Genomic DNA, 22,920 nt, shown 5'->3' on the forward strand with positions numbered 1-22,920 from the left:
CTGCCTCCGCTCTCGGTCAGGAGAACGGAGGCATTGCTTCGAACGGGCTTCGTCAACGCGCCAATGTCATTGGCGCGAGACCAGATCGCTGATCCGCACCGGAAAGCGCCTGATCCGAATGCCGGTCGCATGCGCCACCGCGTTGGCGACCGCCCCGGCAGAGCCGGTGATGCCGATCTCGCCGACGCCCTTGACGCCGAGCGGGTTGACGAACGGATCGTGCTCCTCGACCGTGAAGGCCTCGATCGCCGGGACGTCGGCATTCACCGGCACATGATACTCGCCGAGATTGGCATTCATGATCCGCCCGGTGCGGCGATCGGTGACCGCCTCCTCGTGCAGCGCCAGCGAGATGCCCCAGATCATGCCGCCGACGAGCTGGCTCTTCACCAGCTTCGGATTGATGATCCGTCCCGCCGCGAACGCGCCGACCATGCGGGTCACCCTGACCTGGCCGAGATCGGGATCGACCTTCACCTCGGCAAAGACAGCGCCATGTGAATGCATCGCATATTGCTCGTTGGCCGCAGGGTCCGGCATGCCGCCGCCGGAGCCCTCGACCTGGTCGAGGCCGGCGCGGGCGAGGATGTCGGCGTAGTTCTCGCCGCGGCCCTCGTCGTCGCGCCGAAGCAGCCGACCGTTGCGCGCGATCACGCCGGCATTGCCGGCGCCGAACAGCGGCGAGCGCTGGTCTGATGTCGCGAGCTCGGCGAGCCTGGCGATGACGGCGGCGCCCGCATTGTGGATCGCAGTACCGACCGTCGCCGTATGTGCCGAGCCGCCGGCGATGCCGGCATCCGGCAGGTCGGAGGTGCCGGCCTTGAACGTCACCCGGTCCAGTTCGAGCGCGAGCGAGTCTGCCGCGATCTGTGCGAAGGCGGTCAAGGCGCCCTGGCCCATGTCGTGCGCGCCGCTCTCGACGACGCCGGTGCCGTCGCGCCGGATCACCGCGCGGGCCTGGCCCGCGAACATCAGCGCATGGAACGTCGCCGTGCCCATGCCCCAGCCGACCAGGAAGCCGTCCTTGTCGCGCATCATCCGCGGCTTCAGCGGCCGCTCCCACCAGCCGAACCGCTCGGCGCCTTGCGTGTAGCACTCGCGCAGCGCCTTGGACGAGAACGGTTTGCCCGTGGCCGGCTCGACCTCGGCGTAGTTCTTGACCCGGAAGGCGAGCGGATCGAGGCCGCAGGCTTCCGCCATTTCGTCGACGGCGCTCTCCAGCGCGATCGATCCTGGCGCGATTCCGGGGGCGCGCACGAACAGCGGCGTGCCCGTGTCCATGCGTACCGCGTCATAGGTCGTCGCGATCGCCGGCGCGGCATACAGCGTGTGCGTCACATGCGCCGCCGCTTCGTAGAAGTCCTCGAAGCTCGAGGTCGCGATCCTCGCGTGGTGACGGATCGCCGACAATTGTCCGGTGCTGCTGGCGCCGAGCTGCAGCGTCTGCCGGGTCGGCGAGCGATGGCCGAACGGGCCGTAGAGCTGCTCGCGACGCGCCACCAGCTTCACCGGGCGGCCGACCATCTTGGCGGCGAGAATGCCGAGGACCTGCGGCCCGGCCATCAGGCCCTTGCCGCCGAAGCCGCCGCCGAGATAGGGGCTGCGGATCAGGATGTTCTCAGGCGCGATGCCGAACAGCTCGGCAAGGCGGCCGCGCATCATCACCAGGCCCTGGGTCGGCGTGTCGATGATGAGCCTGTCGCCCTGCCACTCGGCGACGATCGCGTGCGGCTCCATTGCGTTGTGATAATGCGGCGGGGTCTCGTAGATCGCGGTGATCTGCTTGTCGCTGCCCGCCAGCGCGGCCTCGACATCGCCGTGATGGCTCTCGGCGGGAAAACCCATGCCGACGACAGGCGGCACATAGGCGTCGGCGGCATCGAGACCGATGCGGGCCGGCTCGGCCTCGTAGCGCGGCGACAGCAGCGCGGCGCCCTCGGTCGCGGCTTCCAGGCTTTCGGCAATGACCAGCGCGATCGGCTGGTTGGCGTAGCGCACACGGTCGTTCTGCAGCGCCTCGAAGCGGAATGCGAACGGGTTCGGCTTGCCGTCGGGATCGGCGTGCAGCGGCGGCCGGTTGGCGGAGGTCATCACCTCGACCACGCCGGGATGCGCCTTGGCGGCTTCGACGTCGAGCGCGACGACGCGGCCGCGCGCGATGCTGGAGACGGCGAGCACGGCATAGAGCAGGCCGGGCGGATTGTTGTCGGCGGCATAGCGCGCCGTGCCGGTGACCTTGGCACGGCCATCGACGCGCGACAGCGGCTGGCCGATGTTGGAGCCGTGTCTGACATGGGCGGGATCGCGGGAGAGATTGAGCTCAGGCGTCATGAAGTGCTCCTGGAACGGCGGAGAAGGGAGAGGCCGGCAGCGTCGGCACGCGCGACGGCGTGCCTTGCGCAGCGGCGGCAAGCGCGCGCATGATCAGGCTGCGCGCGAGAGGGATCTTGTGGGCGTTGTCGCCGGATGGCTTTGTATCGCGCAGCGCGATGTCGGCAGCCTGCTGGAATGTGTGCGGCATAGCCGGCTGGCCTGCGAGCAGCGCTTCGGCCTGGTGGGCGCGCCACGGCTTGGCAGCGACGCCGCCGAGCGCCAGACGTGCGTGCTTGATCGCGCCGTTCTCGATCACGAGACCGGCCGCGGCGGAGACGACGGCGAACGCATAGGAATTGCGCTCGCGCACCTTCAGATAGCGCGCGTGCCTTGCGAACGCCCGCGCCGCCGCGGGCAGCCGGACCGCGACGATCATCTCGCCCGGCGCGAGCACGGTCTCGCGCTCCGGCGTGGTGCCGGGGAGCAGATGCAGCGCCTCCAGCGCGACCTCGCGCCGGCCGGAGCCGCCTTCGATCTCGACGATCGCATCGAGCGCGGCGAGCGGCACGCAGAAGTCCGAGGGGTTGGTGGCGATGCAGGCCTCGCTCCAGCCGAGCACGGCGTGCTGATGGGTGTCGCCCCCGCGCGCGTCGCAGCCCGCGCCGGGCGTGCGTTTGTTGCAGGCCGAGGCCGGATCATAGAAATACGCGCAGCGTGTCCGCTGCAGCAGATTGCCGCCGACGGTGGCCGCATTGCGCAACTGTGCCGAGGCGCCCGACAGCAGCGCTTCGGCGACCGCCGGGAAATCGCACGCGAAGGCCGCGTCATGCGCAAGGTCCGCATTGCGCACCAGCGCGCCGATCCGGACGTCGCCATTGCCTGAAGTCTCGATCCGCGTCAGCTCCTTGATCTGCGAGATGTCGACGAGCCGCGCCGGCCTGATGACATTGCCCTTCATCAGATCGAGCAGGTTGGTGCCCGAAGCGAGATAGGCCGCACCGGGCGCGCTGGCCGCTGCGACCGCCTCCGCGACCGTCGACGGCTTCACATAGTCGAACCGGTTCATGCCGCGCGCTCCTTGTCCTCGGCGAGCGTCGCCTGGGCGTCGAGCACCGCCTCGACGATGCCGACATAGGCGCTGCAGCGGCACAGATTGCCGCTCATGCCTTCGCGCACGCGCTCCGGATCGCCGCCGGCGTGACCTTCGTTGATGAGCCCGACCGCGCTCATGATCTGGCCGGGCGTGCAGAAGCCGCATTGCAGGGCATCGTGGGCGATGAAAGCTACCTGCACCGGATGGAGCTGGTCGCCTTGAGCGAGTCCTTCGATGGTGGTGATCGCCGCGCCGTCGAGGCTGACGGCCAGCGTCAGGCAGGAATTGATGCGGCGGCCGTCGACCAGGACGGTGCAGGCGCCGCACTGGCCGCGGTCGCAGCCCTTCTTGGCGCCGGTGAGGTGGAGGCGCTCGCGCAGCAGGTCGAGCAGGGTGACCCTGGGGTCGTCGAGCGCAAGCGTTCGCGGCTCACCGTTGACGGTGAGTCTGACAGTCCAATTCATGCGTTGTTCCGATCGAAGCGATGGCCTAATCGGATCGCAGCGGGCACCGCCTTACGGGCGAATGTCCGTCCAGATCCAGCGACCGCGGGACGACAGCTGAGGAAGGTTGGCTGTCCCGGGTGGCAGGTCTATTTATACGGAGGGTTCCTCCGTTTAGCAAGGGGACATGAACGGTCCGTCATCAAGAGCTGGTGAGATGGAGACGAAACCACAAGACCGCCATCGCAAGCCGCGCGCCGATGCGCAGCGCAATCGCGAGCGCGTGCTCGAGGCGGCCAAGGCGGTGTTCAGCGTCGGCGGCGCCGAGGCCAGCCTGGAGGCGGTGGCGCGCCAGGCCGGCGTCGGCATCGGCACGCTGTATCGCCATTTCCCCACCCGCGAGGATCTGTTCGAAGCGGTGTACCGGCGCGAGGTCGAGCAACTCGCCGAGCTTGCGGAAGAGCTGAAGAGCGAGCAGTCGGCGGTCGAGGCGCTCCGCCGCTGGCTGCGCTCGACGGTGCAGTTCGTCGCCACCAAGAAGGGCATGATGGCCGCGCTCGCGATCGTCATGAACGCGAACTCTGAGCTCGCGGCCTATTCGCACGGCCACCTCACCCGCTCGATCGGCGCGCTGCTGGCGCGTGCCGTCGCGGCCGGCGAGATCCGCAGCGACATCAGCGCCGACGACGTCCTGCGCGCGCTGATCGGCATGTGCTACATGCACGACCAGACCGGCTGGCAGCAGAGCGTGCTGCGGCTGTTGGATGTGTTCGTGGATGGGCTGCGGGTGCAACGTTGATGGCTCTCGTCGGGCGCGAATGATACGAATCGTCGTCATCCTTATCGCCCTCATCGCACTGGTCTATTCAGGCGAGTGGGTCTATCGCAGCTTCATCCGGCCCATCGATCCAATGCCTCCCGAGATCGTCGCGCTTGCCGACCATTTCGATCGGAATGGCATCAAGGTCTCGCCCTACGCCGTCCGGCACGGCTTCAGACATTCAGAGGTCGAGGCCGTCGCCGCCTTCAAGGTTGCGGAGCTTCCGATCCCATTTGTCGTGTTTGTTTGTCCGGACAAGCGATCGGCGGCGGTCCAACTTGATGCGCTCAAACGCGATGGCGTGACGCGTGCCGGACAGAATGGCCGCATGGTGCTGGAACTCGGCCTGTGGGCTGATGACGATCAGGATCGCGCGCTGAAAATCATCGAGCTCTTCAATGCGTTCGACGGCTCGCAGGGGTCCTAACCGATCCAATCAGCCCCTCAACCACTCCATCAGCGCCTGCGCCGTTTCCTCCGGCTGCTCGGGCTGCGGCAGGTGGCCGCAATTCTCCAGCACGACCAGCCAGCTGCCGTCGATGCCGTCGGCCATCTCCTTCGACAGGCTGTTCGGGATGGTGTTGTCGGTGTCGCCGGTCAGCACCAGGGTCGGGCAGCGGATCGCGGTCAAGGTCGGCCGCGAGTCCGGACGCGACATGATCGCCGTCAGCTGCCGGATGAAGCCGATGACGCCGACCTCCTCGGCCATGTCGTGCACGAGCTGGCGCAGCCGCGGATCATTCTGGCGCGACGGATGCACGAAGCCCGAGAACAGCTCGTCGACCACGCCGTGATAGTCGCCCTCCTTGGCGCGGGTGATCATGGTGCGGCGGCGGGCGCTCGCCTCCGGCGTGTCGGGCCGCGCCTGGGTGTTGATCAGCGCCAGCCGACCCACGCGTTCCGGCGCCTGGCGCATGATCTCGAGCGCGATGTAGCCGCCCATCGAATGTCCCGCGAGCGCGAAGCGCGGCGGCGCCTCGGCCAGGATGCGGCGCGCGATCGCGGCCATGCTGTCATCGCGGATGTGGTTGGCCACCATCACCGGCCCGAGCCGCCACAGCGCCGGGATGACAGGCGCATAGATGCGGGGCGACGAGATCAGGCCAGGCACCAGCACGAGCGGCAGCGCATCAGTCATGGGTCTTCCCCCCGGAAACGGCATTCACCTGCAGGTCCGGGTGTTGTCCGCCCGGCATGCCATTTACGCGCGAGGGGCGGCCGATGTCCAACGATGTGCTGCGGCTCGCGCCCGCCGCCCCAGGCCGACAACCTCGTCCCCAGCCGTGTCCTGGCTCCTCCTGCGCCTCTTCGCGGCAGCGGGGGGGCCGGTCGGATGATCGCGGTGATCGGGTCGCCCGCGATGCTGCTTGGGCCGCGGCGCCTTCGGCTTTCGTGATTGCGGCGCCATTCGCGGCAATCTGGTGGCGTCGTCCGCAATTCGCGCGTGAGATCGGAGATCGAACTACTTCCGCTCCGGATCATGCCACCATCGCATGCAGCGCGATGATACCTGGACGGACCATCAATCGTGGCAAACAGGGTCGGGCGTCACGATAATATCACGTAATGGGCGTGGGCCGCGGCGTCGCAAGGCCTGCGACCACAACGATTAGTTCGCGCGGCCGGTAACTTCACGTGGCCGGCGATGGCCGGCTCTCTCGTGCTGCTGCGGAGATGAGTTGGTAGCACCGCGCTGTCGGTGATGACATCGGAACGAGTGTCGCGCGAAGTCCGGCTCTCACGAGAACGGCGAGTGCGCCGATCCGCGATGCAGCGAGGGGCGGGACGACGTGCTCGATCAGCGGCGCGACGATGCCTCCCGGCGATGTCGCTGCCGGATGGAGCAGCGGCGCTCGTGGTCGCGAGTTCGATGCGACGCGAGTTCGATGCGAAGGTTGCGGTGGCGTGACCTGATGCGCGAGCGAGAGCCAGCGCGCCGGCGGCCGAGGCCTCTCCCCGACGATCAGACGAGCAGAGGCTGCGCCGTCGCCGCGAGCTTCTTCAGCAGCGGCAGGAAGCGCTCCTTCATCTCGTCGACGCCGATGCGATCGACGTGGCCGCCGATGTTGGCGGCGGCGATGATGCCGCCGTCATAGCGGCGAATCGGCACTGAAATCGAGCGGAAACCCTGCTCCGCCTCACCGTCGACGAGCGAGTAACCGTCGTCGCGGACGGCGATGATCGACGCGAGCAATGCTTCCTTGTCGGTGATCGTCTGCGGCGTCATCTCGGTCAGCGTCATGCGCTCGACGGCCTGGCGCAACTGATCGTCCGGCATCCGGCTCAGCAACACGCGGCCGACCGACGTGCAGAACGCCGGCAGCCGATAGCCGATTTCGAGCCCGGTCGAGAACATCCGCGTCGAGGTCGCGCGCGCGATGAAGACGACCGACTCGCCGTCGAGGACGGCGAGCGAGCAGACCTCGCGCGCCTCGCCGGCCGTGTTGTCCATCAACGGCTGCATCACGCTGTTGATCTGGTTGGAGGCGAGATAGCTGGAGGCCAGCAGCAGCACGCGCGGGGTCAGCGAGAACAGCCGGTCGTCGCCATGGACGAAGCCGGAGGCCTTCAGGGTCAGCAGAATCCGTCGCACCGTGGCGCGGGCGAGGCCGGTGAGTTCCGCGGCCTTGCTCAGCGTCATCGGCCGGCCCTCGCGGCTGAAGGCTTGTATCACCCGCAGGCCGCGATCGAGCGCTTCCACGAACTCGGGGCCGTCGCCCCGAGCCTGCTTCTTCTCCTCATCAGTGCGCTTCAGTTTCGGCATCGGCCTGACATGATCCGCTGTTGTTGTTTTCGGCCGCAGTGAAGCTGCAGTCCGTTGGCCCCTCGGCTTCGGTTGTAGCTTTTTCACTTGCGCTTCTCCCCACTTAAAGCGAATCTAATCTGGGCGAACATGTGTTCGTCTAGCGAACATTATTAGATGATCGCGTGACGCTCAACGCCCGACTTGCGACGGAACAGGAGAGACGGCCATCATGATGAGCCAGGAGCAGAACGACCTGATCACGCGCGTCGGACCCGGCGCGCCCGCCGGTAAACTAATGAGGATGTACTGGCAGCCGGCCGCGCTGGTCGATGAGCTCGTGGGCGAGCGGCCGGTGCGCGCGGTGAAGCTGCTCGGCCAGGACTTCGTGCTCTTCAAGGATGCGCAGGGCCGCTACGGACTACTTGATCGCGATTGTCCGCATCGCGGCGCAGATCTCGCCTTCGGACGGCTGGAGAACGGCGGGTTGCGTTGCGCCTTCCATGGCTGGCTGTTCGACGCCGACGGCAATTGTCTGGAGACGCCGGCCGAACCGGCGGGCTCGCCGCTGTGCAAGAACGTCAAGCAGCGCGCCTATCCCGTGGTCGAGAAGGGCGGCATCCTCTGGGCCTGGCTGGGCGAGGGCGCCGCCCCGGCGTTCCCGGATCTCGACTGCTTCACCGCGCCAGACGCCTACACCTTCGCCTTCAAGGGCCTGATCGAGTGCAACTGGCTGCAAGCGCTGGAGGTCGGCATCGACCCCGCGCATGCCTCGTTCCTGCACCGCTTCTTCGAGGACGAGGATACGTCGACCGCCTATGGCAAGCAGTTCCGCGGCGCCTCCGCCGACAGCGAGCTGCCGATGACCAAGGTGCTGCGCGAATACGATCGTCCGATCATCAATGTCGAGGGGACCGAATACGGCCTGCGCATCATCGCGCTGCGTGAGATCGATGCCGAACGCACCCACGTGCGCGTCACCAATCAGCTGTTCCCGCATGCCTTCGTGATTCCGATGAGCACGGAGATGACGATCACGCAGTGGCACGTGCCGGTCGATGACGAGAGCTGCTATTGGTACGCGATCTTCACCAGCTATGGCGCGCCGGTCGACCGGGCGAAGATGCGGGCGCAGCGGCTCGAGCTCTATGAGCTGCCCGACTATCGCTCGCGCAAGAACAAGAGCAACGACTACGGCTTCGATCCACGGGAGCAGGCGACCGCGACCTACACCGGCATGGGCAACGACATCAACGTGCACGACCAGTGGGCGGTGGAGTCGATGGGCCGGATCCAGGACCGCACCCGCGAGCATCTGGGCCAATCCGACAAGGCGATCATCCAATATCGCCGGCTGCTGCGCGAGCAGATCGAGAAGGTCGCGAGCGGCGAGCCGCCGATGCTGTTCCTCGATGCCGCCGAGGCCCGCAGCGTGCAGGGCCCGGCGACGATGGACGGCATCGGTCCGACGCGCGGCTGGGAGACCTATTGGATGGAAGTCGACGTCCGCCGCCGCCGCAACGCCCCCTGGGCCCCGCCGGTGCCCGCGGATATCGTGCGGCGGGCCCCGCATCTGAGCGCGGCGGAGTAGCTCCTTTGCTCCGAGCTGCCGTAGGGTGGGCAAAGCCGGCGGACCGGCGCAGCGTGCCGTCCGACGGCGCGCCCACCATTCACGCGCACCGTCGCGGCGGTGCGCGCGTCGCGTTCGCAGTGTCCACCGGCGCAACAGCGGAGGCAGCGCCGCGAGCGCGCCTTTGCCCGTCCTACGATTCGAGGAGCCATCGTTGAGTTTCGTCGACAAGCATCAGTTGTGGACCGTCGAGCAGGCCGAGGCCGCAGTGCGCATGCGCCGCCTCGCCGAGGAGCACGGCCTCACCACCATCCGCTTCTCGTTCCCGGACCAGCATGGCATCCTGCGCGGCAAGACACTCACTGTCGATGCTGCTTTGTCCTCGCTCGAGGATGGCTGCTCGATCACGACGACCCTGCTCGCCAAGGACACCTCGCATCGCACCGTGTTTCCGGTGTTCACCGCCGGCGGCGGCTTCGGCATGGCCGAGATGCAGGGCGGTAGCGATGCACTGATGGTCGCCGATCCGACCACGTTCCGCGTCCTGCCCTGGGCGTCCGGCACCGGCTGGGTGCTGTGTGATCTGTACTTCGCCAACGGTGCGCCGCTCCCGTTCGCCACGCGCAATCTCTATCGATCGGTATTGGCGACGCTCGAGCAGCGTGGCTATCAGTTCATGGCCGGCCTCGAGGTCGAGTGCCACATCTTCAAGGTCGAGGATCCCAGGCTCGCGCCCGGTGATGCCGGCTCGCCCGGTCAGCCCGGCGTGCCGCCGACGGTCAGCCTGCTGACCCAGGGCTATCAATATCTCACCGAGCAGCGCTTCGATCAGATGGAGCCGGCGCTCGAGATCATCCGTGCGAACCTCGTCGCGCTGGGCCTGCCGTTGCGCTCGATCGAGCTCGAATACGGGCCGAGCCAGTGCGAATTCGTGCTGCAGCCGGGCATCGGGCTGGCGCCTGCGGATACGATGGTGCTGTTCCGCAGTGCCGTGAAGCAGATTTGCCAGCGCCACGGCTATCACGCCACCTTCATGTGCCGGCCGCGCATTCCCAACGTGATGTCGTCGGGCTGGCATCTGCACCAGTCGCTGGTGGCGCGCGACGGCAGCAACGCCTTCATGACGGAGGATGCCGAAGGTCTGTCCGCGCTCGGCCGCCACTACATGGCGGGTCTGCTCGCGCATGCGCGCGCCTCCGCGCTGTTTTCGACGCCGACGATCAACGGCTACCGGCGCTACCGCGCCTATTCGCTGGCGCCGGACCGCGCGATCTGGGGCCGCGACAACAGAGGCGTCATGATCCGCGTGCTCGGCGGCCCCGGCGATCGCGCCACCCGGCTGGAGAACCGCATCGGCGAGCCGGCCGCCAATCCCTATCTCTACATGGCCTCGCAGATATCAGCCGGCCTCGACGGCATCGACCGCAAGCTCGATCCGGGACCGTCGGCGGATGTGCCCTATGAGACCAAGGCGAGCCTGCTGCCGAAATCGTTGCGCGAGGCGGTGGATGCGCTGAAGGACGACGCGTTCTTCCGCGAGGCGTTCGGTTCGACCTTCATCGACTACTACACCTTCATCAAGAACGCCGAGCTCGAGCGCTTCCAGCAGGAGGTCTCCGACTGGGAGCAGCGCGAATATTTCGAGATGTTCTGACGGCGCGGTGGCCCCTCACACGCTGCGCGTCAGCCCGCCGTCGACGCGGATGTTCTGGCCGGTGATGTAGGCGGCACCCTCGGAGGCCAGGAAGGCGATGGTCGCGGCGATCTCCTCGGACTTGCCGTAGCGGCCCATCGGCACCGTCTTGCGGCGCTCCTCCGTCGCCGGCAGGCTGTCGATCCAGCCCGGCAGCACGTTGTTCATGCGGATGTTGTCGGCCGCGTAGGTGTCGGTGAAGATCTTGGTGAAGGATGCGAGCCCGGCGCGGAACACCGCCGAGGTCGGGAACATCGAAGACGGTTCGAAGGTCCAGGCGGTCGAGATGTTGATGATCGCGCCGCCCTTATGCGCCTGCATGATCGGCGTCACCAGGCGTGTCGGGCGGATGACGTTCAGCAGATAGGTATCGAGGCCCGTGTGCCACTGCTCGTCGGTCAGCTCCAGGATCGGCGCGCGCGGGCCGTGGCCGGCGCTGTTGACGAGCACATCGATGCGGCCCCAGCGGTCCATCGCGCCGTCGACGAGGCGTTTCAGATCGTCGCTGGACGTGTTGGAGCCGGTGATGCCGAGGCCGCCGAGCTCGGCCGCCAGCGCCTCGCCCTTGCCCGACGACGACAGGATCGCGACGTGGAATCCATCAGCGGCAAGCCGGCGCGCGGCCGCTGCGCCCATGCCGCTGCCGCCCGCGGTGACCAGTGCGACACGTTGTGTGGCCATGACGATGACTCCTGCCTTTCACGGATGACGACGGCGATCATGTAGCGCCGTTCTCCCGGTGGCGTCGAGCAAAACACAGGAACGCGCCGGTCGCCATGACGGCGAGCGACAGATCATCAACAAGCCGTATCGGCACCGATCTGATCCGGCGCGTTGCTTGACCGGCGGCTGCAACGCGCCGAAAATCGGAAACAGGCCGGTGCAACGGGAACGCGCCACCGCGTGGATCCGTTGAGACCGGACAGCAGGGAGGCACGATGCGCCACGTGACGACGCAGACACCGGCCGATACACCGGCCGTTCAGGTTCGCGGCGCGTCGCGCGAGCCCGGCGTGGTTGCGGCTGGCGCCTATGCCGATGGCCGCCGCGTCGCCGACATCGCGATCGAGGAGGCCGGCGCCTGGAGCAGGCGGCCGGGTCATGTCGTATGGATCGGGCTGCATGAGCCTGATGCGGCGCTGCTGCAGCGCGTCGCGGATCAGTTCGGGCTGCACGAGCTCGCGATCGAGGATGCGTCGAAGGCGCATCAGCAGCCCAAGGTCGAGCGCTACGGCGATGCGCTGTTCGTCGTCGCCCGCACCGCGCAGCTCGTCAAGGAGCACATCGTGTTCGGCGAGACCCACATCTTTGTCGGCCCCGGCTTCGTGGTCTCGGTGCGCCACGGCGCCTCGACCTCCTATGGCGCGGTGCGCGAGCGCTGCGAGAGCTGTCCGGGCTCGCTCGCCAAGGGCGAGGACTACATCCTCTATGCGATCCTCGATTTCATCGTCGACAACTACCGGCCGGTGACCGAGAGCATCATGGCCGAGGTCGAGACGCTGGAGGAGGTGGTGCTGCAGCGGCCGCTCGCGCGCCACGAGGTCGACCTTCTGTATCGCCTGCGGCGCGACCTGCTGCGGCTGCGCCGCGCCGTCGGCCCCGTGGTCGACGTCTGCAAGCGGCTCGAGCATGTCGACAACGTCGCGATCGACGCCGAGATGGCGCCGCTGTTTCGCGACGTCCTCGACCACGCCAAGCGCGCCGAGGAGGATGCGGATTCCCTTCGCGAGATCCTCGCCTTCGTGTTCGAGGCCAGCATGATGGCCGGCCAGGCGCAGCAGACCGACATCGCCCGTCGACTCACGGCCTGGGCGGCGATCCTCGCGGTGCCGACGGCCGTCGCCGGCATCTACGGCATGAACTTCGAGCACATGCCGGAGCTGAAATGGCAATACGGCTACTACGCCGTGCTGGGCTTCATCGCCACCGTGTGCAGCGTGCTGTACTGGCAGTTCCACCGGCGCGGATGGCTGTGAGGGGAGGGGCCGTCGGTCCCTGCTCGCGAAGCGGGTTCAGCCACTTGCGAGCGGCGCGAAGGCGTTGCTCCAAATCCCCTGCGCCCAAGCGAGGCGCGGTGCCAGGGCGCCGAGTGCGGTGGCGCCGCGACCGCCGGGCACGACGTGGCGCGTGTGGCATCGAAATCGTTTGCCGTTGAGGAGGCAAGGCGTGCCATGGCGCAGCGGTCACGCCGCGGCGGATCGCCCCTGGTGCGCGGACCACCACGCGGCGATCGCGTCCGTCAGTTCGTCCCAGATCGCGGTCGGCAGGTCGGGCACGGCGACGCGCACGCTGTAGCGATCCGTGGTGGCGTCGTGAAACCATTCCGTCGCAGCGAAATCGAAGCCGAAGCTCCCGGCGTGGCGGATCGGCAGCCCGGCGCGCCGGAGATCGTCGCTCATGGCGGTTGCGGCTTGCCGCGCGGTGGCCTCGTCGAGCGGCGCGCGGCCGGCGAGCGTGACGTAGAGCCCGTGCGCGAAGTCGAGCTCCGCGGTCAGGCCGTGCAGCGCGGTCGCGAATTGACGCCGCGCGCGCCGGCTGTTGCGCAGGATGGCGGCGACGCGCCGCGCGGTCAGTTCGCGATAGGCGGGCAGGCCGACATAAGGCGGGAAATGCGCCGGCAGCGCCGCGCCGCCGAGCAGCCTGACGGCGTTGCGCGTCTCGTCCGGCAGCGTCTGAAGCACAACGCGGCCCGCGGCGCCGGCCTTGCTCCAATCGATGAAGGCGACCGAGCCGAGCCGGCCATATTCAGCGCCGAGCGAGTCGAGCTTGGTATGGCTGCGCACCATCACGACCGGCACGTCCCAGCGTCGCGCCCAGGCCAGCACGCGGCGAACGCGGCCGGAGCCATTGGCAAAGCAGGTGGTGTCGAAGATCTGGAGATCGATCGCCGGACGGTCGCAATTCAGCACGGCCTCGAAGCGCGGCGCGGTCGCGCTGGAATCGATCAGCAGCAGCCGCGGCGCCGGCGCGGGCTGCGCCAGCGCGGCGGCAAGGTCACGGGTCAGCGTCACCGGGCGCAGGTGCCGCGCATGCGCCGCGACCAGCTCCTGCGTCTCGCCATAGGAACCCGGCAGCATCAGCAGGTTCGCCGTACCGAGAACGGGGCGGGTCGCCAGCAGCAGTGCCGCGATCGCCGCCATGCCGGAGATGGTGTAGATGGTGTCATGACGGCTCTCGCCCGCCGCATAGAACGACGGCCCGCGCACGTCGAGATCGGCGCGCTGATAGTCGTAGCTGAAGGCGAACGGTCCGGCGCGATGATCGTCCGCATCCGCCCAGGCCGTCTCTGTCGCGGTCCAGTCGCTGAGCGCGTGCTCGGCCTTCAGCGCGGCCGTGAGCTGAAACTTGCGCCGGACGACCTCCATCACGGAGCGTGGCGCCGGCAGCGCATGCGGTCTCCGCAGGCAGCAATTCAGGAGCTGCAGCTCCTGATGCTTGCGGGCGAGATAGGCTTCGATCGTCTCCATCGGGCTCTTCACGGGTGATGCTGGCGGCCGGGATGCAACGCGCAGGGATTGCGATGGGTCCAACGGAGTGCGGCAATGCCGCGCGGTTTGCTGTAGTCTGGCCGGACAAGGAGGAGATGAATGGGCAGGGAACTCGAAGGCAAGGTGGCGGCGGTCACCGGCGCGGCGTCGGGCATCGGCCTCGCCAGCAGCGCGGCGATGCTGGCCGCCGGCGCGCGCGTCGTCATGATCGATCGCGACGCCGCGGCGCTGGCGAGCCTGCGCGAGCGGCACGGCGAGGCCGTGATCCCCGTGGTGATCGACCTGCTCGATCCCACGGATTGCGCCACCCTGCTGCCGCGCGTCCTCGATGCGGCCGGCCGGCTCGACATCCTTCACGCCAATGCCGGCAGCTATCTCGGCGGCGATCTCGTCGACGCCAGGACGGACGCGATCGACCGCATGCTGAACCTCAACGTCAACGTCGTGATGAAGAACGTACGCGACGTGCTCCCGCACATGATCGCGCGCGGCTCGGGCGACATCATCGTCACCAGCTCGCTCGCCGCCCATTACCCGACGCCGTGGGAGCCGGTCTATGCGTCGTCGAAATGGGCGATCGACTGCTTCGTGCAGACGGTGCGCCGCCAGGTGTTCAAGCACGGCATCCGCGTCGGCGCGATCTCGCCAGGCCCGGTGATCACCGCGCTGATCGCCGACTGGCCGGCCGAGAAGCTGAAGGAGGCACGCGAGTCCGGCAGCCTGCTGGAGCCCTCAGAGGTCGCCGAGGTGATCATGTTCATGCTGACCCGTCCGCGCGGCATGACCATCCGCGACGTCGTGATGCTGCCGACGAATTTTGATCTGTAGGGGCATCCAAATTTCATGAGCTGGAATCGGCCCCAAGTCATCGCCGCGCGCCAGGACATCCTTCGAGTGGCGCGGGATGTCCTGTCCGGCGCCGTGTCTCCGATCGAGGGTGCGCGAGCCATCGCAAGGCTTCGCTTCGCCGCGCGGCTCGAGACCGATGTCGACATTCTTCCCCTGGTTGGAATCGACTCCGAAACGGACGCGCTCCCGCTTGGCCGCGATCGCGAGCACTGGCAGGCGCAAGCGCTGATCGACCTGCAGGGGGCGATCGATAACGCGCAGCGCTGGGCGCGCGACGTGGCAGACAGCCGTTGCCGAAGCCTTCTGGCGCGCTCGGACAGTCTGTTGCGCTGGCCGGGTTGACGGCGTTCCAGGCTGCCGCCTTCACAGCGTCCGCGTATGACGATGAGTCCGGGAAACTACGGGGGTCGAATTAAGCGCAACCTTAATCATAAGGAACCTAGCGTGAGCCCGCGCAATCCGGGGGCAATAATGAAGATCGGCCGACTTTTCGCAATTTCCATGCTGTCGGTGACGGCTTTGGCCGTCCTGCCTGCTGCTCAAGTCGTGATCGAGCAGGTCAGGGCTGTCAGCCACAAGGCCGAGGCGATCAAGACGGTCGAGGCGTTCGGCGCCGTGCTGCTCTACGCGCAGGACGTGGTCGGCCATCGCGCCCCCTACATCACGCCGATCTTCCAGGATACTCCCGCCACGCCCGCGCAGCTCGAAGGCGTGCGCAAGATCAGGCAGTCCGCCGACGCATCCTTCGCCAGGGCGCGCGCGCAGCTGGCGAACGTCTCCAACGGCGAGGCGATCACGCGCAGCCTGGACCAGGCCTCTTCCAAGCTGAACGAGATCCTCGCCAAGGTGGACCCCGCGCTGACCGCGCCGCTGACCGCGCGCGATCCGGCCGTCATCAAGAGCTTTCTCCCCGGGGTCACCCAGGTCGCCCTGGCAATCGAGCCGATCCTGAACCAGCTGCAGAACCGCATCGCCAATGCCGACGCGTCGCTGACGACGCTGCTCGACGTCGCCCGCACCGCGCAGGACCTGCGCGTGACCGCCGGTGGTCGTGCCGCCGCGCTGTCGCCGGCGCTCAGCGCCCGCCGCGCCGTGGCACCGGCCGAGAAGGCGGCGATGGACCGCGCCCAGGGCCGCACCGAGGCCGACCGCGAGCGCCTGGACGCCGGCATCGACCAGCTCGGCAATCCGGAGCGGCTGCTCACGGCGTTCAAGGAGGCCCGTGACGCCTATTTCGGGCGCGCCGTTCCGATCGTCGACAAGGACATCGCAGCCGGGCTCGGCGATCTCAACTACACACTCACCGCCGACAGCCTGGCCGAGGCGGTCGTCCCGGCCGTGCAGAAGTTCTTCGTCGTGCGCGACGCCGCGATCGCCGAGGCCCGCGAACGCGCCGTCGCGGCGCGCGATGCAGCCTATCTGATGCTCGCGCTGGCGACGGCGGTGGTCGCGGCCCTCGCCGGCATTCTCGTGTTCGTCACCATGCTGCTGCGCCGCCGCGTGATCAACCCGATCGTGAACCTGACCGGCCTGATCGGCGAGATGGCGGCCGGCCACGACGACGTGGCGATCCCGACGATCAATCGCGACGACGAGATCGCCGCGATGACCGGCTCGCTGCAGACCTTCAAGGAGGCGCTGCTGGAGAAGAAGCGCGCCGAGCAGGCGGCCGCGGCCGACGCGCAGGCCAAGATCGAGCGCGGCCAGCGTGTCGAGCGCTTCACCCGCGAGTTCGAGATGGCGATCGGCGAGGTCGTCGGCGTCGTGTCATCAGCGTCGGCCGATCTGGAGCGCTCCGCCGCCACGCTGACGACGACCGCCGGCCGCTCGCTGGAGCTCGCCACCGTAGTGACCTCGGCCTCCGAGGAGGCCTCGACCAACGTGCATTCGGTCGCCGCGGCCGCCGAGGAGATGAGCTCGTCGGTCAACGAGATCAGCCGCCAGGTGCAGGACTCCGCGCGCATCGCCAACGAGGCGCTGGCGCAGGCGCGCAAGACCAACGACAACGTCGCGGAGCTTGCCAAGGCGGCGGCGCGGATCGGCGACGTCGTCGAGCTGATCAACGCGATCGCCGGCCAGACCAATCTGCTCGCGCTCAACGCCACCATCGAGGCCGCCCGCGCCGGCGAGGCCGGCCGCGGCTTCGCGGTGGTCGCCTCCGAGGTCAAGGCGCTGGCCGAGCAGACCGCCAAGGCCACCGGCGAGATCGGCCAGCAGATCGGCGGCATCCAGGCGGCGACCCAGGAGTCGGTCGGCTCGATCAAGGAGATCGGCGAGACCATCGCCCGGATGTCGGAGATCGCGTCCGCCATCGCCTCGGCCGTCGAGGAGCAGAGCTCGGCGACGCGCGAGATCTCGCGCAACGTCCAGCAGGCGGCGCACGGCACGCAGCAGGTGTCGGCGAACATCGCCAGCGTCCGGCATGGCGCCGACGAGACCGGCTCGGCCTCCTCGCAGGTGCTGTCCGCCGCGAAGTCGCTGTCCGGCCAGAGCAGCCGCCTCCGCGACGAGGTCAGCCGCTTCCTCGACTCGGTGCGCGCGGCGTGAGGGTGCATTATGCGTGGCCTCGACGAGGGCCGCGCATCGCCACCCGATCGCAGCAGCTATAGCCCGCATGAGCGCAAGCGACATGCGGGGCCAGCCCCCTCAGATATCGGTGCCGCTCATCCGGGCTACAGCTACTCAGATCTGCGCTGCTGCCGATGCTCCGCGATCGGACCGATCGCGCCCTTTGTTCTTCTCGGCTGCCCCGCTCTCCCGCGAACGCGGGAATCCATAACCCCAGGCGGATGTTAGCTTGCGAGACACGTTCAACTGAAGTGGACCCCACGCACGGGACCATGGATCGCCGAAAATTAAGGTGTGATCGCGCCTGCCCTGTCGTTCAAATCAAGCAGCTTCCTGCTGCTGCGTCTGGGCCTGCTGTGGGTATGTGGGCAACGCGTTTGCGTTGTCCAAGCGAAGCGGCATATCCACAGTCTGGGCCGCCTCGATCACATCCATGCCGGCGCGCCATGCCGCCATGGGAAACTGATTGTTCATCGCCTGGTGCGGGCGGCGATGATTATAAAAGGTCATCCATGAGCCGATGCCGTCTCGCGCTTCGCGCCCGTCAGCATAGGCTTTCAGATGCACTTCCTCATACTTGATCGAGCGCCACAATCGTTCGATGAAGATGTTGTCCATGAAACGGCCGCGTCCGTCCATCGAAATCGCAATGCCTGCAGCCTCCAGCCTGCCGGTGAAGGCTGAGCTGGTGAACTGCGCGCCCTGATCGGTGTTGAAGATCTTAGGCCGGCCGTGACGCGCCATCGCCTCGTCGAGCGCAGCGATGCAAAAGCCCGTATTCATCGTGTTCGACAAGCGCCACGCCAGCACCGCCCGGGTGGCCCAGTCGATGATCGCCACCAGATACAGGAACCCCTGCGCCATCGGAATGTAGGTGATGTCGGCCGCCCAGACGTGATTGGGCATCGGTGATGCTGACGCCGCGCAGCAGATAGGGATGGATCTTGTGGCCGGAGGCGGCCTTGCTGGTGCCGGGGCGCGGGACCAGCGCCAGTACCGTTAACGGACCGCCGGACAATGGTTGAAGTTTCCGATACAGGTGCTCTTTGAGTTTTGCTTCCAACCCTCTCCCTTTGAGGGGTTTCCAAGACATGTCTTGCAAGAAGTGGTCGACGTAGCGCCCTTGCAACCTAAGTTTTTGTAGCAGGTGCCCGCATGGACGGTCCAAGGAATGAAAACAATCGCGACTATTGCGGCGGCGGTGCAGATATTTCTCATCGTTTTTTCCCATTTGAAGCGGTGATGGTCTCGATCGAGCCGATAAGCGAAGGGCTCGACCAGCATTTCAGTCGTCAAAGCGGGCACGGCATTGGTAGCTACCAATGCTAACGCTGGAGACTTAAACTGACATCGGGGTCGCACCCCGTTTTCGCATTGGGAGAATCCCCCATGGGCCGCCCAGCTTCGCACGCGTCAACTTGCCGGACGCAGACGGGCATGGATCAAGGCGCCGGTGCGCCGTAAGGGTCGCCGAGCAGCACGCTGCGGATCGCCACCAGAAGGTCTTCTGTCATCTCCTGCTTGGCGACGTAGTCGTCGGTGCCGGATTCGAAAGCGCGGCGGACGTATTGCGGCGAATCATGCCTGCTCAATCCAGGTAGCGGCAGACGAACAAAGCGCGCGCGAACGTCTCTCACCAGATCCAAACCATCGCTATCGCCAAGGAACAGATCGACGATCCCTAGATCGGGTTTCGTGGCCGCGATGGCCACGAGCGCATCCCGTTGGGTGGCCGCCAAGGCACATACGACAAGACCGGGCTCAGCATTGATCAGCGCGGTCAGCCTGCGCCGCATCAGGGGTGACTGTCCACAATGAGCAGACGCCGCGTGCGCCGTGCTGATTGCGCAGTCCGCTTTAGCACCATGGCCCAGACCGCGTGTTCGGCCGTCGCGCTTGCCGGAGAGGGGCTGTGCCTGCTTGGTCGAGAAGTCATCGGCGGCATGGCAGACGTGTATGACACTAGCCGCGCACTTGGGCGAACTTTATGACTCAACCCAATCGGCCGATTGTAACCCATTGAGCCGCGCGTTGGGCGAGTTCAGCAGCCGATTCGATCGCCAGCTTATTCTTGATGTGCTCAAGATGGGATTCTACCGTTTTGACGCTGCGGTTCAGTAGACCAGCGATCTGCCGCGTGGTTCGGCCCTGACCAACGAGCCGAAATACCTGCAATTCCCGATCGCTCAGCGTGCGCACCGGCGAGGCGGTCTCGAGCGGTCGCGCGCCGACGCATCGTTCAGCCAGCCGCCGCTGCAGAGCCTCGCTCATGTAGGTCTCGCCTGCAAGCACCCGACGAATGGCAGCGATCACGGTCGATTCGAGCTGTTGTTTGGTGACATAGCCGAGGGCGCCGGCGCAAAGCGCGCGCTCGGCGAACACCTCTTCGTCGTACATCGAAAGCACCAGCGAGCGAACGCCGGGATGACGCGCTTTGATTTCCTTGACGAGATCTAGGCCGTCCTCGTCGCCGAGAGCAAGGTCTACGATCACCAGATCAGGGCGACTGATCGCGATGGTCTTGAGCGCGGCCACGCGCGTACCGACCGCGCCGTGAACGGCGAGGCCGTTTTCCGCCTCGATGAGGGCGATCAACCCGCGGCACAGCACGGGATGATCGTCGACGACAAGCAGCCTCTTCCGCACCGCGTCCGCGGCTTCAGCCAGGCAAGTGGGCATCGCCGATACTTTCCTGCCGTTCGTAATTCGATAACAGCGGAAACGCGCACGCAACCATGACGCCGCGACGGGCCTGCGGCTCCACAGTAAGAGAACCGCCGATCGCCCGCGCGCGGTAGTCCATGGTATAAAGCCCGATGCCGTCATGATCGCGCCATTTTTCGGGAAGCCCGACACCGTTGTCCCGGATGCTCAATAGTCCCGAGCCTGCAGTGCACGCCAGACGGATCTCGATTTCGTCGGCTCGGCCGTGGCTGACCGCATTGCGGACGGCTTCTTGGGCGATACGCACGAGGTGGCTCGTGGTTTCGCGGCCAAGATCGGGACAAGGGTTATCTTCCACAAACGCACAAAAGGCGCCATGAGCGGCGCTGACGTTGCGGGCGAGGCTCTCAAGGGAGCCGACAAGATCCGCGCTATTCAGACCGATCGAGCTGAGCCCACGAGCGAGGTCACGCGCCTCGCCGATGGTCTCGTTCAGCAATCGTACGAGTTCGGCCGCGGCCGCGGCGGGACCCGGTTGGCCGCTCGCCGCCAAACTTCGCCACAGCGCCGCAGCTAGCGCCGCTAAGCCGGCGAGCGATTGGCAGAGCCCGTCGTGGAGTTCACGCCCAATGCGCTGTCTCTCGCGAGAGGCAATCGCAAGAATTTCACGTTCAAGAATTTCTTGTTGCCCAATATCGCGAGTTATGGCTTCGATCTGCTCCCGTTGCATCGAAGACCAGCCAGGTTTTCTCGTGACTAAGATACACCCTTAGGATGTATCAGTAGTATGATCGAGTCAACTTCAAAGATCGATTTAAACCGCATAACTTTATGTACATTAAAGCTACGCGCCGCACCGTTGTAATTGTCGATCGGCAGGGCGTCGATGAAGCTCATCGCGTCGACGGAGAACACCGCGCCGCCATTCGCCGTCTTTCCCGACGCTAGCATGAGTCAGTGGACGCTGAGCCTTGCAGCTTCCATACGCATGAAATGTGGACGTGAGGTGAAGGTCTCACAGGCGTTGAATAGCGGGCAGCGGGTTTATCCTCATTCATGATTGATCGCCTCGGCAACTCTGTTGAGGCAATCTCATGACAGGCAAGATCAAACCAATCTCGATCTGTCTCGCGGGCGCCCGACCGCAAGGTACGACCGCCGTGCTTCCACGTCAGTTGCGCGAAACGGAAATGCAACGCCAGCGGTCGCCACGCCTCCATTAGACGTCCGTGTAGCAGCCAGTCCCCCGGCTTCCGTCGGGTTTGGTGAAGTGCGTGCGTGCATTCACGACACCGATGTCTCCAAGGACCCTGATCTGGATGTCGCTGCCGGAAATCTCGGTGACCGGCGACTTCCGGGCGACTTGCCGCAGGAAGCCGGCGCGGTCGAGGACGGTCCCGTCCGGGGATTACGGTGACGCTGGGATTACGGTGACGCTGCACCAAACAAAGCCCCCTCCGCCGCCCGTATCCCAGCTCTGCTGAAACTGCCCGTCGTGCCGCTCTGCCGCACCCATTCCCCTTGTGCCGTCGGGCAAATCACCTGCACATTTCCGGCCGTCCCGTGCTCATCGAAGAGGGGCGTTCGCGAGTCGTCACGAGCGTTGGGTGTGGGATGCGATGGCCGGGTCGGAGTTGCAGCGCGCATTCGCGAGCGGACGAACAACTTCGATACGGACGGTGAAGTCGCGTGGTCCTGGCCTCCCGATGCTGAGGTCAAGCTCGCTGATGTGCGTCAGTGCATCGCGGGTGATGGGGGCAACAAAGCCCGGTCCCCAGGGAGAGCGCGTATAAATCGTAAGCCCATTGCGCAGGGAGGGCCGGGTGTGTTCGGCCAGACCTGTGGTACCTGCCGCCTGCATTTTTTTCCGCAGGCGGGCCACGGGCGCGGCCAGCGCCCGGCCTTCCCTGCGCCATCGATTTCCGGAGAGGGCGGTGCTGCAGCAGAGCTCGGACGCAAATTGCGCCGCGAGGCCGATGACGCGCATCTGCGCGTGGCAAGTGGTCCCGAGGCGTCGCCGAAGATCATGTAGGGGGAAGAATGCCCTGGTGCTGCCGGACAGGATTGAACTGTCGACCTCTCCCTTACCAAGGGAGTGCTCTACCACTGAGCTACGGCAGCAAAGGGACTGGCGGGGACCGGCCCGAAAGCCGCGACCGAACGCGGGCGGTTCTTGCCACAAGGTCCCCGCCTGCGCAAGCGCGGCTCGCCTGGTTTTCCGGGAAAGACGTCCGCGTGATGCATCGAAAGGGAGCGAAAGACCTTCGAATCGGAGTGAAATCGCCCGTTCGCGGCGGATTCTCGCGGTTTGCCGCTCGAGGTGCCCAACTGGCCGCAGCCGCGGCGGCAACTCCCCATCCGGGCAGGCGACGGCCGGCCGGGCGGAACCTAGCGTCTGCGTCGCCAACGCCTCTTGGCTTTCGCACCTGCGGCCCCAATTGTGCCTCTGGTATGGGGTGACCGGGGGAAGGGATGACGGATAAGACCGGGAAGGCGGCGCCGAAGGGCGCGCGCGAGGAGCGGCTGAAGCAGGCGCTGCGCGAGAACCTGAAGCGGCGCAAGGCGCAGAGCCGCGAGCGCAGCCAGGCGGTGACGGTCGAGAAGGACGGCTTGGACGAGGCCGCTGCCGACGGCCGGGACGATTCGAAGCATTGAGCAGATGGCAGGCGGGGTGGG

General features: G+C 66.6%; 21 protein-coding genes, 1 tRNA gene and 2 pseudogenes. 10 read left to right on the top strand and 14 right to left on the bottom strand.

The window, feature by feature from the left end; translation table 11 throughout:
• Nucleotides 1-66: 66 nt before the first annotated feature.
• Genes ACQR0W_RS28295 through ACQR0W_RS28305 form a run of 3 tightly spaced genes read right to left on the bottom strand, consistent with a single transcriptional unit; the run spans nucleotide 67 to nucleotide 3,870 of the window.
• Nucleotides 67-2,331: a xanthine dehydrogenase family protein molybdopterin-binding subunit gene (locus tag ACQR0W_RS28295; RefSeq protein WP_316170735.1), complete on the bottom strand. Its 2,265-nt coding sequence runs from the start codon at nucleotides 2,329-2,331 to the stop codon at nucleotides 67-69.
• Nucleotides 2,321-3,379 (bottom strand): FAD binding domain-containing protein, encoded by a 1,059-nt coding sequence (locus ACQR0W_RS28300; RefSeq protein WP_316170736.1) that lies wholly within the window; start codon nucleotides 3,377-3,379, stop codon nucleotides 2,321-2,323. The genes ACQR0W_RS28295 and ACQR0W_RS28300 overlap by 11 nt, the downstream gene beginning before the upstream one ends.
• On the bottom strand, nucleotides 3,376-3,870 hold the full coding sequence (locus ACQR0W_RS28305; protein WP_315751322.1) for a (2Fe-2S)-binding protein: 495 nt from the start codon (nucleotides 3,868-3,870) through the stop codon (nucleotides 3,376-3,378). Before ACQR0W_RS28305 ends, ACQR0W_RS28300 begins: the two co-directional genes overlap by 4 nt.
• A gap of 196 nt (nucleotides 3,871-4,066) precedes the next feature.
• Here ACQR0W_RS28305 and ACQR0W_RS28310 point away from each other — a divergent pair, with 196 nt between their 5' ends.
• Together ACQR0W_RS28310 and ACQR0W_RS28315 are read left to right on the top strand one after the other, a co-directional pair.
• On the top strand, nucleotides 4,067-4,648 hold the full coding sequence (locus ACQR0W_RS28310; protein WP_316170737.1) for a TetR/AcrR family transcriptional regulator: 582 nt from the start codon (nucleotides 4,067-4,069) through the stop codon (nucleotides 4,646-4,648).
• A 19-nt stretch (nucleotides 4,649-4,667) separates the two neighbouring features.
• A complete protein-coding gene (locus ACQR0W_RS28315) occupies nucleotides 4,668-5,096 on the top strand; it encodes a hypothetical protein (RefSeq protein WP_316170738.1) in 429 nt (142 codons plus the stop codon).
• Nucleotides 5,097-5,105: 9 nt separating this feature from the next.
• Here ACQR0W_RS28315 and ACQR0W_RS28320 read toward each other — a convergent pair whose 3' ends face one another.
• Entirely contained in the window at nucleotides 5,106-5,807 is a 702-nt protein-coding gene (locus tag ACQR0W_RS28320) for an alpha/beta fold hydrolase (protein ID WP_316170739.1), read from the bottom strand.
• Between the two features lie 825 nt (nucleotides 5,808-6,632).
• On the bottom strand, nucleotides 6,633-7,433 hold the full coding sequence (locus ACQR0W_RS28325) for an IclR family transcriptional regulator domain-containing protein (protein ID WP_315717886.1): 801 nt from the start codon (nucleotides 7,431-7,433) through the stop codon (nucleotides 6,633-6,635).
• Between the two features lie 211 nt (nucleotides 7,434-7,644).
• On the opposite strand from ACQR0W_RS28325, the gene ACQR0W_RS28330 reads away from it, so the two are divergent.
• Together ACQR0W_RS28330 and ACQR0W_RS28335 are read left to right on the top strand one after the other, a co-directional pair.
• Nucleotides 7,645-9,003, top strand: coding sequence for an aromatic ring-hydroxylating dioxygenase subunit alpha (locus tag ACQR0W_RS28330; protein ID WP_315751332.1), 1,359 nt, complete (start codon nucleotides 7,645-7,647; stop codon nucleotides 9,001-9,003).
• A gap of 193 nt (nucleotides 9,004-9,196) precedes the next feature.
• Nucleotides 9,197-10,636 carry a glutamine synthetase family protein gene (locus ACQR0W_RS28335; protein WP_316170740.1) on the top strand — a complete coding sequence of 480 codons (1,440 nt, stop codon included), beginning with the start codon at nucleotides 9,197-9,199 and terminating at the stop codon, nucleotides 10,634-10,636.
• 15 nt (nucleotides 10,637-10,651) lie between these two features.
• On the opposite strand, the gene ACQR0W_RS28340 is transcribed toward ACQR0W_RS28335, so the two are convergent.
• On the bottom strand, nucleotides 10,652-11,356 hold the full coding sequence (locus tag ACQR0W_RS28340) for an SDR family oxidoreductase (RefSeq protein ID WP_315717883.1): 705 nt from the start codon (nucleotides 11,354-11,356) through the stop codon (nucleotides 10,652-10,654).
• Nucleotides 11,357-11,613: 257 nt separating this feature from the next.
• Between ACQR0W_RS28340 and ACQR0W_RS28345 the strand changes: the two genes are divergently transcribed.
• The gene (locus tag ACQR0W_RS28345; RefSeq protein WP_316170741.1) at nucleotides 11,614-12,651 is read left to right on the top strand and encodes a magnesium and cobalt transport protein CorA; all 1,038 of its coding nucleotides are present in this window, start codon (nucleotides 11,614-11,616) and stop codon (nucleotides 12,649-12,651) included.
• A gap of 207 nt (nucleotides 12,652-12,858) precedes the next feature.
• Here the strand turns inward: ACQR0W_RS28345 and ACQR0W_RS28350 are convergent, their stop codons facing one another.
• The gene (locus tag ACQR0W_RS28350) at nucleotides 12,859-14,142 is read right to left on the bottom strand and encodes a hypothetical protein (RefSeq protein WP_316170742.1); all 1,284 of its coding nucleotides are present in this window, start codon (nucleotides 14,140-14,142) and stop codon (nucleotides 12,859-12,861) included.
• Between the two features lie 120 nt (nucleotides 14,143-14,262).
• Here ACQR0W_RS28350 and ACQR0W_RS28355 point away from each other — a divergent pair, with 120 nt between their 5' ends.
• From ACQR0W_RS28355 to ACQR0W_RS28365, 3 genes are all read left to right on the top strand, one after another.
• Nucleotides 14,263-14,991, top strand: a complete 729-nt coding sequence (locus ACQR0W_RS28355; RefSeq protein ID WP_315751340.1) for an SDR family oxidoreductase — start codon at nucleotides 14,263-14,265, stop codon at nucleotides 14,989-14,991.
• A gap of 15 nt (nucleotides 14,992-15,006) precedes the next feature.
• Nucleotides 15,007-15,354, top strand: coding sequence for a hypothetical protein (locus ACQR0W_RS28360; protein ID WP_316170743.1), 348 nt, complete (start codon nucleotides 15,007-15,009; stop codon nucleotides 15,352-15,354).
• A 129-nt stretch (nucleotides 15,355-15,483) separates the two neighbouring features.
• Nucleotides 15,484-17,559, top strand: coding sequence for a methyl-accepting chemotaxis protein (locus tag ACQR0W_RS28365; RefSeq protein ID WP_315828007.1), 2,076 nt, complete (start codon nucleotides 15,484-15,486; stop codon nucleotides 17,557-17,559).
• A gap of 342 nt (nucleotides 17,560-17,901) precedes the next feature.
• Here the strand turns inward: ACQR0W_RS28365 and ACQR0W_RS28370 are convergent.
• A pseudogene (locus ACQR0W_RS28370) lies at nucleotides 17,902-18,571 on the bottom strand (IS3 family transposase); the annotation flags it as partial.
• A 164-nt stretch (nucleotides 18,572-18,735) separates the two neighbouring features.
• Here ACQR0W_RS28370 and ACQR0W_RS28375 point away from each other — a divergent pair.
• Nucleotides 18,736-18,909, top strand: a complete 174-nt coding sequence (locus ACQR0W_RS28375) for a hypothetical protein (protein ID WP_315717878.1) — start codon at nucleotides 18,736-18,738, stop codon at nucleotides 18,907-18,909.
• Nucleotides 18,910-19,022: 113 nt separating this feature from the next.
• On the opposite strand, the gene ACQR0W_RS28380 is transcribed toward ACQR0W_RS28375, so the two are convergent.
• The 6 genes and pseudogenes from ACQR0W_RS28380 to ACQR0W_RS28405 form a co-directional block, all read right to left on the bottom strand.
• Nucleotides 19,023-19,376, bottom strand: a complete 354-nt coding sequence (locus tag ACQR0W_RS28380) for a response regulator (protein WP_316170744.1) — start codon at nucleotides 19,374-19,376, stop codon at nucleotides 19,023-19,025.
• Between the two features lie 196 nt (nucleotides 19,377-19,572).
• Nucleotides 19,573-20,259 carry a response regulator transcription factor gene (locus tag ACQR0W_RS28385; RefSeq protein WP_315717876.1) on the bottom strand — a complete coding sequence of 229 codons (687 nt, stop codon included), beginning with the start codon at nucleotides 20,257-20,259 and terminating at the stop codon, nucleotides 19,573-19,575.
• Nucleotides 20,240-20,974: a sensor histidine kinase gene (locus tag ACQR0W_RS28390; protein ID WP_315717875.1), complete on the bottom strand. Its 735-nt coding sequence runs from the start codon at nucleotides 20,972-20,974 to the stop codon at nucleotides 20,240-20,242. The genes ACQR0W_RS28385 and ACQR0W_RS28390 overlap by 20 nt, the downstream gene beginning before the upstream one ends.
• 489 nt (nucleotides 20,975-21,463) lie before the next feature.
• Nucleotides 21,464-21,637, bottom strand: a pseudogene (locus ACQR0W_RS28395) (nuclear transport factor 2 family protein); the annotation flags it as partial.
• 201 nt (nucleotides 21,638-21,838) lie between these two features.
• Nucleotides 21,839-22,231: a hypothetical protein gene (locus ACQR0W_RS28400; protein ID WP_316189433.1), complete on the bottom strand. Its 393-nt coding sequence runs from the start codon at nucleotides 22,229-22,231 to the stop codon at nucleotides 21,839-21,841.
• Between the two features lie 59 nt (nucleotides 22,232-22,290).
• Nucleotides 22,291-22,365 (bottom strand) — tRNA-Thr (locus ACQR0W_RS28405).
• Between the two features lie 351 nt (nucleotides 22,366-22,716).
• Between ACQR0W_RS28405 and ACQR0W_RS28410 the strand changes: the two genes are divergently transcribed.
• Nucleotides 22,717-22,899, top strand: coding sequence for a hypothetical protein (locus ACQR0W_RS28410; RefSeq protein ID WP_316165560.1), 183 nt, complete (start codon nucleotides 22,717-22,719; stop codon nucleotides 22,897-22,899).
• Nucleotides 22,900-22,920: the final 21 nt, after the last annotated feature.

The sequence above is a fragment of the Bradyrhizobium sp. HKCCYLRH1034 genome, assembly GCF_051168375.1.
Lineage (GTDB): Bacteria > Pseudomonadota > Alphaproteobacteria > Rhizobiales > Xanthobacteraceae > Bradyrhizobium.